Raw genomic sequence first — 12421 nt, 5'->3', positions numbered from 1 at the left:
TTCGATAATCTCATAGTCTTTCTTCTTTTTCTCTAGTTTCAATTCCTCATAGGTAGTCTAAAAACTAGCCGTCCACATTTTTTATATATCTAGAGTGTAAGGTTTCAATTCCTCATAGGTAGTCTAAAAACCCAGGATCCCTGGATAGATCCTTATAACGAATATTAGTTTCAATTCCTCATAGGTAGTCTAAAAACAGGTATTAAAAGCAGGTTTTTATTTCCTGCTATATGGGTTTCAATTCCTCATAGGTAGTCTAAAAACTTGTGTGCACGATGTGATAGAGCCACGTCTTTCGGGTTTCAATTCCTCATAGGTAGTCTAAAAACTCGCCTAAAATAGAGTTGCCTTCTTTATCTACTGGGTTTCAATTCCTCATAGGTAGTCTAAAAACTCAGATTATATGATACCAGTTGAACCAAAATTAGAGTTTCAATTCCTCATAGGTAGTCTAAAAACGGAGCTACTATTTGGAAAATCTTAGACTTTTGAAAGTTTCAATTCCTCATAGGTAGTCTAAAAACACGAACAAAAAGTATTGGAGAATATATATGAACAAGGTTTCAATTCCTCATAGGTAGTCTAAAAACGGTGGAAGTCCTTGCCAAGGGTTTAGTTTTGCAGGGTTTCAATTCCTCATAGGTAGTCTAAAAACTTAGAAACACCTGCGCAAAATCATTTAAAAAATTCTGAGTTTCAATTCCTCATAGGTAGTCTAAAAACTCTTGCAGTTGTAAATTTTCTAGTAGGTGGTTCGTTGTTTCAATTCCTCATAGGTAGTCTAAAAACCAGATGACTTTAAGTGATTATATTCCTGAACTCTCTTGTTTCAATTCCTCATAGGTAGTCTAAAAACCAAGAAGGGGTTCGATTATAGACCAATTTCGTTGTAGTTTCAATTCCTCATAGGTAGTCTAAAAACAAATCAGGATTTTTTCATCGGAATGCTTGATACGGAGTTTCAATTCCTCATAGGTAGTCTAAAAACTTTCCATGCTTCTAATAGTGCTGCTCTACTTGCTGAAGTTTCAATTCCTCATAGGTAGTCTAAAAACGCCTAGCACAATAGGCGGTAAAGAACCTATCCAATGTTTCAATTCCTCATAGGTAGTCTAAAAACCTTTTGAAGCTGCAACGAAGTCTCGAGTAGGTGAAGGTTTCAATTCCTCATAGGTAGTCTAAAAACTTGAAACCCTTATGTATCAAGGGTTTTTATTTTTATGAGTTTCAATTCCTCATAGGTAGTCTAAAAACTAGATGGAGAAATGATGCATAAATGAGTTTTAGAGAGGTTTCAATTCCTCATAGGTAGTCTAAAAACGATTTTTGGCCGATTTTTGGCCGCCAATTTTGTTCGGTTTCAATTCCTCATAGGTAGTCTAAAAACGTTCTGTTTTCGGTTTTCCCACAACTGCTTGTCCATGTTTCAATTCCTCATAGGTAGTCTAAAAACTCTTCAACACGGTTCCGAGTTTTTGAGAAATTGGGAGTTTCAATTCCTCATAGGTAGTCTAAAAACTGGCAAGAGTCGTTCGTTTCATAGAGCTAAGTCTAAGTTTCAATTCCTCATAGGTAGTCTAAAAACTAAAGATATGACAGTAGGACAGTCTTACCTTTCCTGGTTTCAATTCCTCATAGGTAGTCTAAAAACCAGTAAACAGATGGCCACGCTTAATAAAAAGAGATTGTGTTTCAATTCCTCATAGGTAGTCTAAAAACCCTGATTCGAATTCACAAATTTGGCAAGCTGGATGAGTTTCAATTCCTCATAGGTAGTCTAAAAACGAGCTCCTCGTCACTTAAACGTTCAAGCTGGGCAAAGTTTCAATTCCTCATAGGTAGTCTAAAAACGGTATGTGCCTCCCAGGTATGGGTAGAGTGCTTAGGGTTTCAATTCCTCATAGGTAGTCTAAAAACTTTGATTCACACCTAGATTTAAACCGAAATGTTCGTGTTTCAATTCCTCATAGGTAGTCTAAAAACAGTCTGATACGATGAATCTACAGCCCTCGGATGGAAGTTTCAATTCCTCATAGGTAGTCTAAAAACGGTATTTGCTTGCGTCCGATTTATCGAGGACACCGAGTTTCAATTCCTCATAGGTAGTCTAAAAACACATTTCAACTTGATTATAATTGGGTTTTTATATTTTGACAAATATCATAAAGAATCGTACAAAATTTAAAAACCCTTGGTAATATTGTTCTTCTTGTTATGTCGATCCCGGCTGTTTATTACAGGATTATAAATCGACTGAAAACAGATGTTAATATATTATACAAAAATATCCTGAGAATTTTTAGTTAAACCCATAACTTCTCTAGTGGAATATTTAGTACTTTGGAAAGAATAGATGATTACTGAATCTTCCCCTGTTTTTATGATTTTCCCAATTTCAAATTTTAGTTTTTTTAAATTCCCTTCACTCAATTCCCCTTCCAAAACTGAATTTTGCACCCAAGTTAAATATTCCCTGCATTTTTTTAAAACTTTATTTACTCGTTTTTCTCCTACATCATAAACTAATATTACAAACAATTTACCACCCCGCTATAAATGGTGAATACTCATCATCATTCGTGATGTGTTTCTGCAATTTATACAGTTCAAGTCTAATCAACCTCTTATATCTTACTTTATTATCCAATTTTGGATGATTAATCTTAGTATTAAGTTTGTCGTTATATTCTGAAATAAACTTTTTCTTCCCATTATCATTTAGTATGATTCCATTTAACTGACGTTGAAAATCTTTAGAAGTTATAACATTCTTGTTTAATAGTGAAAATATTACCCTATCAACGATTACTGGCTTAAATATTTCTGCAATATCAAGATTTAATGTAAATCTTCTATTGTTGGTTGAGTGCAAATATCCTATTCTTGGATCAAGCTGGGTTTGATATATTTCACCAAGAACAGTAGTATACATCAAAGAATTCCCAAAACTTATAAGTGCATTTAACTTATTCAACGGTGGGCGTTTACTTCTTTTATCAAATTCAAAGTCCGGTTTATTAATAATTTTGTCAAAACATTTATAATATCTTTCTCTGATATTTCCCTCAATGGCCATAAGAATTTCAATATCTGTCGCATTATTAATTGCTTTATACAGGTTACTTATGACATCAATATCCTCGTTTAGGTCAATCCCTCTGTTACGATAATATCTTAAGATGACAAGAATATTTAAAACAGCACCCTCTATAAATTTTTTAGCAATGATCATTCTTTTCTCCGTATTTAAATAATATTCAGCTTGTTTTAGTATTACATAGCCCGAGTTCAGATGTTCTCTGGGATAAAAACTTCCTATATAGTAACCGTAATAATTAAAATAATGAAGAACTATCTCCTTTTCAGAGGCGAATTCCAAAAATCTTTTATTAATATCTACTTCACCAAAAACCCATATATTATTGATCTCATTAACAGGTAGGTATTTTTTTTCGTCAGAACTTTCAAAAAATAGGGTATTATCCTTTCTTTTTAATTCACCATTGTTAAATATATAGAAATCTTTTTTCATATAACCTCCTAGGAGTAACAATATTCTTTGTAAGCACAATTCCGACACATATTTATCTTTTCAACTACAGGTGGAGAAGGCTTATCTATAATAGCCTCTATTTCATCTATCATCATATTTAATTTCGCTTCTTTTTCTTCATCAAGTTCAACATCAATTCTCTTTCTTTCTTCGGGATATTGCAGTACTCCCTTAGCCTTGATATTGGCATCTTTTAAAATTTTTAAATAAAATAGTAGCTGCCATTGTGAAGCTTCCATAAATTTAGAAGTTTTTTTGTTTCTCCAATAACTAATTCATTACCAGTTTCATATAGAACATCAAATACTACATTGCCGAATTGAATCTCTTTTTTGCTTCGCTTGTAATAATTTTCGTGAATGAATCTACCCAAATCCACATTTTCATTCTGCTGATCTGGTATAATACCATGCGATATCAGCCAAACTTCCCTTTTGCAAATATTGTAATACCATATTAAAGTCCCATTAACTTCCATGGCAGCACCTCTACAATATATCGTAACCTTTTTCTTCCCTAATGAATCCTGTTATCATATTGTAGTAATCTTCTACGCCCTCATAGGGAAGAACATGCAGCCCATATTGTTCATTAAAAATACCTTGATATTTCACCGGAAGCGAAACAGTATAATCCCTTAAGGTGTTTTTTATTTCCAGATAAATTTCTCTGCTTTTATAAAAATTCTTCTCTTTAATCATTTCAAGGTACCTGTCAAATACCTTTTTTGCCGTTTGGTCATATATAATAAATCCATCAAAATAGCCAGCATTGTTTTCTATTAATGAAAACTTTTGTAAAGGTATTCTATCTTTCTCTTCATTCGCTGACTTATCACCAGAAAAATTCATAGAAATAATGGAATTAATCAGTTTTTCTGATTTATCTTTATTTTTTTTCTCTTGAATCTTTGTATAATATTGTTCGATTAATTTAAAATAATCTTCTTCGTATATCTCGGCTTGATTTTGTAGAATCTCTTTAACAACATTTAACGTTGAATTACCATATACATATTTGGCATATAACGTTTCTTCCGCTTCTTTCTCATCATCATATAATGAGTAAATATATACTTCGCCGATATCTTTTAAGCCATTTCGATTGCACCTTCCGCTACACTGGATAATTGAGTCGATCGGTCCTATATCTCTTATTACGACATCAAAGTCGAAATCAACACCGGCTTCAACTACTTGAGTAGAAACAAGGATTATTTTTTCCCCTTGATCAAGAGCTGCTTTTACTTCTTCAATTCTTTTTCTTCTATGTACAGGTAATAGATTCGTAGAAAGGTAAAATATATCTCTGCCGATATTTTTTAACCCGTTAAATATTTTTATTGACTCATTGATTGTATTACAGACGATTAAATAGGATTTGTTCTCAATATTGTTATTGAACTCTTCAATGAAATCAAGAATATTTTTCTTTTCCAGTATAGGTATTATTTTAGTGCGATTGAAAAATTTAAAATACTTTTGATGATCTGCCAAAAGTTCAACGGCCCCATTAAGTATAAACGGTTTTGTTGCCGTCATCATTATGATTCTTAAATCGAATAATTCACTAGCTTTCTTAAGTACATGGTCTACCAAGGGGAGAAGCGAAATATCTATTGCCTGTACTTCATCCAAGAGAATAATGGAGCCTTTCATGCTAGTCAATTTTTTTAGCATTCTGTTTCTTGTACCGATTAAAGTTTCAAGGAACTGCACAAAGGTTGTTATCACAATACCGCTGTTCCAATTTTCAATTAACAACTCCGCTCTTAATTTATCAATATCGTATTTATCCGTATTGTAATCCATATTGGCAAGACTGTGATGCTTTATTAAATACCTACCTTTTTCGCTTTCAAAATCTTCAATATTTGCAAAAAGATCTTTGATAACATCATAATTCTGCTCAATAATTGATGTAAACGGAAGAGAATAAATAATTTTTCTATTATCATTCAACAGTTCTTTTAATTTTAGGGCAGCAAAGAATCCAGCATACGTTTTTCCTGTTCCGGTCGGTGAAGTTATCGTGAATAATCTCGTTTTGTCATAACTTCTTTGGATATTTTCTTGGATACTCTCAAATATTTCCCTTCTAATCCTATTTATTTCCCCACTCTTTCCTTTTATTTTTTCTTCCCTTTCCCTATTCAGATCAACATAAGTCACATATTTTTCTTCAGGAATTAATGTTCCGGAAGCGCTTAGTTTATCTGCAGAAATTAAGGCAGAATAAAGAGTTTGATGGATAAAATAATTTTCATCCGTTTTATTGTTTCTTTCCGTTAGTACTTCAATTCTTTTAATTTTTTTCATCAATTCTTCAATATTAACATGTAAGAATTCTTTAAAACAATCTTCATACCCTAAAATACGATAGACCTTTCCAATATCATCTCTATTTATAGATAAATCTTCTATCTGTTTTCTGACGATTTCAATTTTTTCCAATATCAAATAATCATTAGGGGTTATTTCTTTGAAACTTGACGGTAAATCGTTGGACGGATTTTCTAAATTGCCATGATGGTGTAAGACTGTATTAAATATAATTAACGGTATAGAATTATTCTCCCCAAATTCCTTGATAGCACAAAATCCGACGAATAGTGCGGAAGTAAAACTGTGATCACTAAATTTATTACGTTTCCCGCCAAGCAAATATTTTTGAAAATATGTTGTAAATTTTCCAAAATCATGACCGTAAGCCATAATTTCATAAGCTTTCAGAAACTTATCTTCTACTTTATCTTTATTTATATTAAATACTTCTTGAAGATGAACAATAAGTTTTTTATCAGGATGAGAATAGAATTCCATAATTAACCCCCCCTAAAAAATAAGTGCCATTACTAGGCACATTACATCAAAACTATATTTTCATCGTTTATTCTATAAAAGTTTCCCTGTAACTTTACTCTTAAAGGATGACCCTCTTCATCGTAAATATAATCTTCAACTTCTTTTATTATTCTATCTTCGAAAAAATCCCTCGACATTTTCTCTTTCATTAAGCTTAAATTCATTCCTTTAATATCAATTCCTTTATCAGCTATTAAACTTTGTCTAATGATTGTGCTTATCTCGATAAAATCATTTGTATTTTGCTCTATTGCTGTAAAATTCCCTATATAATTTAAGTTGCAGTTAAAAGGGGCAGCACCTAAGTAAGGGATATAATGGTATTGTCCGTTTTTAATTCTATTTTCAAGTTCTTCCATTATTATATGATCTGAATGGTTAACATAAACTCTATAGATAACTCCCTTGTCTCCAGTAACTATTTCAAACGGAATCTGAGTATGCCCTTCTTTTAAATCTGTTACGCTATCCCTTGATGTAGCTTTAATGTAATTTAAAGTTTGAATAATTTTTTTTGTAGGTGAAATTTTCCTTACAGCGATATTAAGTTTTTCTGTTGAAAGAATATCGTAATAACTATCCCTTTCATAGCCCAATATCGCTGCAATAATCCCTTCTATAGTTGTTCTGGGAGGAACTGAATAGGATAGAGAAGAAGAATTGGTGTAAAATTTCCTGAAATGAGCGTACCTTCCCTTTATATCAAATATTAAAAAATTCATTATTTTCACCTTACTTTACTTCAACAAGTTCGAAACCGTTTAATACCTCGGATAATTTGCCAACTGTGTCAGCCATCTTTATTTCCAGACGTTCATCAATAAAATAGTAAATCTTGTCAATTTTACTTTTATTTTTATTTAATAATGAAACAAGATCGGTAATATCGAGAGATACTTCTTTGATGTCCCTTATATTTTCAACCTTTTCTTCAAGTCTGATATAATCTCTCAAATCTCCAAGAATCGTTTCGGAATCCTTATATGCTACTCTTAAATAAAGTCTTGGATACTGACCTATTTTACTCCTTGTCGCAAGATTAGGAATGGCATGTTTCATAGATTCGTCGAGAAGTTCCAAATCACTTTCCGTTAATTTGGTTTTTTTGGCCCTTTTACCACTAACCACTCCTGAAAAAGCAATAAGAGAATATTTTACCCGATAATCTTTACCGATAGTTCCTTGCTGTGCCTTTTCATCTGAGGAAAAATGAGAAGTAATACTTGATTCTAGAAGTTCGACTTTATTAAGGGAATAGCCCCAGTTAAATTGAACAGGACCGATAAATGTCTTGTTATCGCCTTTTACCGGCATTGTAGCACCAAACAACCTAACGTCGATAAGTTCATTTAAAATTGCTTCTTCTGAAAAATCTTTCATTTGTTTTACTCTTCCTTCAGCAGTAACTGACTTTTCATCCATCTTTCTCACAAATAAATCATATCCCTTGTCCAGTAAATAATCCCTTACATATCTTTTTAACCTTAAATCAGATACAAGATTTATATCCCGCTCATAATCCATACGGGGTCTGTTTTCTTCATCAGGATCACCATTAGGATTTGTCATTTTTGCATCATAAAGATATAAGATTTCGTTATTATTCATGCTTATTTTCCTCCTTTAATATTGGTTGGGTGGTTGCAAAAGAATAACCTGAAAGCAGATAGAATAAATTTTCATTTTTGTTTAACTTCCAGGAAGCAATGTTTGAATCGATAAGTCTTTTAAGTTCAAAATATGTAACTTCATTAAAAGCTCTTATTTTTTCCTGCTTTAATTTTGCAAAAACATCGTTCGTTAGCCTGACAATCTTCGTCTTATCAATCCCATTAAAATTCAGTTTGTTTAATATCGGTTTATTTCCGTCAAGCCTTCTATACTGAGCATTACCTATTTCTCCAATAAGATAGCCTAAGATAAACATGGCGCTTTGCTGTTCGTTGTAATTCATTTTTTCAATAAACGTTTTAATCCCATCACTTACTTTCAATGCAGAAATATTCAATGGATTTCCCTCCTTTAAACAACCGGTAAATTCAAAAAACTTAATCAGCATATTTGCATTTAGAAGATAAAATGCTATTGAAAGAGTCCAGTCGATTTTGTCTTGGTCTGATTTTAAATTGTATCCTTCTTTATCTAACCGTTTCACATTAATTGCCTCGATAAATTTATCTATTAAATGCTGTTTCTTTATTGGCCTGCCTGTAAACAGGGCATCATAAAGATCAAGCAAATCCCTGTATTTAGTGACATCACCCTGTTTAACTTTAACAGGAATCATATAATATAGGTTCTGAAGTCCTACATACGACTTAAAAAATTCCTGATTTAATCCTTCCCTCATTCTTTTATTCGCCTTAATCGCAGCCTCGCCAATTCTCCTAAAAATGGATGGTGATATATCCTTGATTAATCTTTGAATTTTGGTTGCTTGGTTACTTGGTTTGTAGAAGATAAAATTTAGAAGAAAGTAACTTTCTTCATTTCTTAGATCAAGAGATTCAAGGATATCTTTTTCAAACATTTCTATATCCTTAAGGTTTTTTGCTGTATTAAATGAAGAATTTATTTTTTAATTGAATGTTCAAGTTCCTCTTTATTTAGCGGTGCACCATAAATAAAATGAGGTACTAGATAAACTTTAAAAAATCCCAATCTGGTATCGAGATTTTTCTAATATAAACTTCAGCTGACTTAATATTTTTTTGCAGTTTTGGCACAATTGCATATTTTTATAAAATCTATTTTCGTCGAAATCACTCGCAAAAGTTATTTTGTCTTTAATATAGTACTTAATATCAAATTTAATATCTGAAGAGACCTCATCAGTTCCACCACATAAATGGCATATATGTTGCTTAAAATTTCCTTCTTCCTTTTTCTTTTTTGTCCTTGATTTTGATATCAATTTATCTTCAAGAACTACTTTTTGATACTCTTTATAAAATACAAGTGGAACATCATCTATTAGTACTGTAAATAAACCAATTTCATTTAATTTCATATTGAAATTCTTTTTAAGATATTTTTCAAATTCCTTTGCTAGTTCTTTGACTATATCCTTATCCTCTTTATGATTTTGTTTTAATTCACTATATATTTCCTTAACTTCTTTTTCAGTGCCAAGATATTTTGCCAAATTAAGAGCATAACGATATTTATCTTTTATGTTTTCCCCTAGGTCAACATAGAAATTATCAAAAATTTCTTTAATTTTTTTATTTAATTCGTTTCCAAAATTTTTTTTGTAAGATTATACAATGTTTCTGTTAAAAAATTATCTAATTTTGTTGATGTCGCATACCACATCTCTATATTTCCTTTACCTTGATTAATATAGAGATACTTTCTCGCACTATCGTCTGTCATTTCTTCAGTTACATCAACTTCTAAACTATTTTCTTTAAAGTTCAGTTTCAATACTTGAAGCACCTTATTTTTTCTTATTGATTCTGCTTTTTCAACCAAACTCTCAATTGAATAGCCAACTGCTTTACCGATTTGAACAAATCCTTCAATCAATTTTTATCACCCCCTATATTAATTCGATGCAACCAAATCCTTGGGAATTCTTAGAACCCAGCCCTGCGTCATAAGCGATCTTGATAAGTTCTTCTGAACCTTCAATATCAAATTCTCCGCTCCAACCTTTGATCACAATCCCTTTATATAAAATAATATTTTCTTTCAAATTTTTATTTTTAATAGGAACCAATTTAAAACTTGTATCAGAAGGTTCTATATTATAAAAGGCAATATATTTTTTTATTAAGTTATCTCTAATCAGTTGTTCAAACTCATTTTCCATCGGGTTATAATAATATGTTTTTTTATTGCCATTATGTTCAAAAGTGCTATATACAACAATCGGAGATTTTGTTCTAAACCTTCCCTTAGTCTTGATATCTGGATGAATGAGTTTAATTTGATCGATCAACACTTCGTTTCCCAAAATATTAAAATCACTGTTTATCAAAATGTTATTAACGAGATATTTTAGAAATTCATCATCGGCTGTTGATACTAGCAGATTAGCCTCATCAAAATAAGTTATTGTTTTGTTATGTTTATCAATTATAAACTTGCCTTCCAACCTAGAAAAGGTATACATTTTAAATTTTCTGTTATTGTATTCATATCCCGTATTATGTATAAACTTACTATAATTCTCATCGTTGAGCCATTTTAAAACAACTGCCTGAATGATATGATGATAATGTAATGGTAGAATTAAAGGTTTTTCAAATCGTAATTTTATCGATACTCTCACACAATCAATCCTTTTTAAAAAAAATTAAAATTAATAAGTTTATATTTCAGAAGACAAATTGTTACATTTTTCGTATTTATGATTTATGATAACAGATAAATATTAAAAAAACGTCGAAATTAGTCGAAACTCTAAAAATTTTTATTATACAATACAATAGAATCGATTCATAAAGGCGGTCGGTTCATTGTTTGTGTCAAGTTTTTCTCGGTCAAGCTTTAATACTAATAATATCAGCATCCTATTTTTGTACGCTATGCACAGGCTACCGCACTACTGTTTGGTGGCCATGATTAATCAGTCACGTTCTAAAAAGCAAGATCCTGACTGATTAATCATGGTTATCGTAAACTTTTCATAAGATTTCCTATTGCCGTTGAATGGGCAGCATATAAGCTAATGGAACCTTGCCTGACCCCGATCGATGGACGAATTACTTCTCGCAGATTTTGGACCTATTTTACGGTCTTCTTCACATCACGTTGTTTCCTTTGACTTCTTTTCTGATGGGCTAAATAAACAGATCTTAATGTTTTATTTAAGATACCTTGTTTAATTTTTACCATGGCTTCTCCGCCTTCGGCGCTCCAATGCATACCCCGTTTTTTCATACGATAAGAAACATGGCGTTGATTGGATTCCATCGCCCCCAAACCCCTTGCTCCTTCAGGGGGATTTTGCACCTTTTCTCTCCAATCATAAATACGATCCCAATTATTCTGTATGTATGAGCGAAATACCTTAACTTTTTCTACCTGCTTGTTTTCATCAAGCGTACTTTCATAAGTATCAAGCCATTTAGTAAATGCCTCTAGATTATGTTCTTTTAGTGCCTTATGAATGGCATCTTTATACTCATTCTTCTCAACGCCGAATACTCGATTTAGGGCTTGTACAATATGATAAGAGTCTAATTGGTTTAGCACAGGGTAACGGGACTGTGAGAAAGCCTCTTGAAACTTATCTGCTGTATAACCATGCCCACCATCGCTATTGGAAACTACTTGAGTATGTTCTAATGAATACTGGTGTGCAGCAAACGCCTGTATTTCTTTCCAAAAATCCATGGTGGGTTGGGTGGTCATGATCACTTTGGGTTGGCGTAAAGCAACCCGTTTGCCGTTTTTATCCCAACCTTCATGTAAAATAGCATGACGAACTTCTAAACTTTTTTTCTTCTCTGTCCCTCTTACAAATACACCATCAGCTTCGACATATAGATAGTCCACTTTTTTGCCGTCAGGTAAAGATGCGGCTTCCTCTAATTCCATCACCATTTCTTTATCGGCCTGTGCTTGCACTTTCCCTACACGTCTTACGATACTCCCAACCGTTTGGTGACTCATTTCTACAGCTGTCCATTCTTTTAATATACGTGAAGATTCTCGATAGGTGTTTTCACTTGCTAATTCTGCAACTTTGACTTCAACAAATGGACTGTACCGTTGGTTTTTTCGTATTCCCACCCATTCATCAAAAGGATAATGGGGGGTTCCTTTCTCATCTCCCATTAATGTATGACGGAAACGCACTGCACCAAAGCTAAATTGAACTGTTTTCCAATCTTCCCTTTTTACTTTCCAACCTTTATCTTGCCTCTTTTTCTTAATGACTTGATCTAACTGTGTAAAAATATCCCCCAATAAGGAACTAAATACTTCTTGCATATAAATTTGAATGCTTTCCTCTAACTCAATTAAATTATTTGTACTCTTTATTAACTGATAT

At 32.2% G+C, this 12421-nt stretch carries 7 protein-coding genes, 3 pseudogenes and 1 CRISPR repeat array (1 of these 11 only partly in view); all 10 genes and pseudogenes read right to left on the bottom strand.

Translation table 11 applies throughout. The annotated features are described in order from the left end of the window. Window positions 1-2115: a CRISPR direct-repeat array (repeat unit 30 nt; unit sequence GTTTCAATTCCTCATAGGTAGTCTAAAAAC); it reaches 562 nt to the left of the window's first position. A 159-nt stretch (window positions 2116-2274) separates the two neighbouring features. Beyond that, window positions 2275-2538: a CRISPR-associated endonuclease Cas2 gene (cas2, locus tag U473_RS02910; protein ID WP_068723176.1), complete on the bottom strand. Its 264-nt coding sequence runs from the start codon at window positions 2536-2538 to the stop codon at window positions 2275-2277. 1 nt (window position 2539) lies between these two features. Beyond that, window positions 2540-3532: a type I-B CRISPR-associated endonuclease Cas1b gene (gene cas1b, locus U473_RS02905; RefSeq protein ID WP_068723174.1), complete on the bottom strand. Its 993-nt coding sequence runs from the start codon at window positions 3530-3532 to the stop codon at window positions 2540-2542. 8 nt (window positions 3533-3540) lie between these two features. Further along, window positions 3541-4031: pseudogene (gene cas4, locus U473_RS15100) on the bottom strand (CRISPR-associated protein Cas4). A 10-nt stretch (window positions 4032-4041) separates the two neighbouring features. Then, complete coding sequence (locus U473_RS02895) at window positions 4042-6375, bottom strand: CRISPR-associated helicase/endonuclease Cas3 (protein ID WP_068723172.1); 2334 nt, start codon at window positions 6373-6375, stop codon at window positions 4042-4044. A 41-nt stretch (window positions 6376-6416) separates the two neighbouring features. Continuing rightward, a complete protein-coding gene (cas5b, locus tag U473_RS02890; RefSeq protein ID WP_068723170.1) occupies window positions 6417-7139 on the bottom strand; it encodes a type I-B CRISPR-associated protein Cas5b in 723 nt (240 codons plus the stop codon). Window positions 7140-7149: 10 nt separating this feature from the next. Continuing rightward, window positions 7150-8025 carry a type I-B CRISPR-associated protein Cas7/Csh2 gene (cas7b, locus tag U473_RS02885; protein ID WP_068723169.1) on the bottom strand — a complete coding sequence of 292 codons (876 nt, stop codon included), beginning with the start codon at window positions 8023-8025 and terminating at the stop codon, window positions 7150-7152. Continuing rightward, a pseudogene (locus U473_RS15095) lies at window positions 8018-9592 on the bottom strand (TIGR02556 family CRISPR-associated protein). Before U473_RS15095 ends, cas7b begins: the two are co-directional and overlap by 8 nt. A gap of 53 nt (window positions 9593-9645) precedes the next feature. Further along, complete coding sequence (locus U473_RS14890; protein ID WP_201024130.1) at window positions 9646-9945, bottom strand: TM1802 family CRISPR-associated protein; 300 nt, start codon at window positions 9943-9945, stop codon at window positions 9646-9648. Between the two features lie 13 nt (window positions 9946-9958). After that, on the bottom strand, window positions 9959-10693 hold the full coding sequence (gene cas6 / locus U473_RS02875) for a CRISPR-associated endoribonuclease Cas6 (RefSeq protein WP_068723168.1): 735 nt from the start codon (window positions 10691-10693) through the stop codon (window positions 9959-9961). A gap of 458 nt (window positions 10694-11151) precedes the next feature. Continuing rightward, window positions 11152-12411: pseudogene (locus U473_RS02870) on the bottom strand (ISLre2 family transposase); the annotation flags it as partial. Between the last annotated feature and the right edge of the window lie 10 nt (window positions 12412-12421).

Source organism: Tepidibacillus decaturensis (assembly GCF_001561915.1).
Classification (GTDB): Bacteria; Bacillota; Bacilli; order Tepidibacillales; family Tepidibacillaceae; genus Tepidibacillus_B; species Tepidibacillus_B infernus.
Note: the sequence above shows the minus strand (reverse complement) of the source record. Positions and strands in the feature narration are given on the sequence as shown.

Coding starts and splice junctions, on each gene's coding strand:
- cas7b (WP_068723169.1), bottom strand. CDS start 8,025: ATGAATAATAACGAAATCTTATATCTTTATGATGCAAAAATGACAAAT.
- U473_RS02895 (WP_068723172.1), bottom strand. CDS start 6,375: ATGGAATTCTATTCTCATCCTGATAAAAAACTTATTGTTCATCTTCAA.
- cas1b (WP_068723174.1), bottom strand. CDS start 3,532: ATGAAAAAAGATTTCTATATATTTAACAATGGTGAATTAAAAAGAAAG.
- cas5b (WP_068723170.1), bottom strand. CDS start 7,139: ATGAATTTTTTAATATTTGATATAAAGGGAAGGTACGCTCATTTCAGG.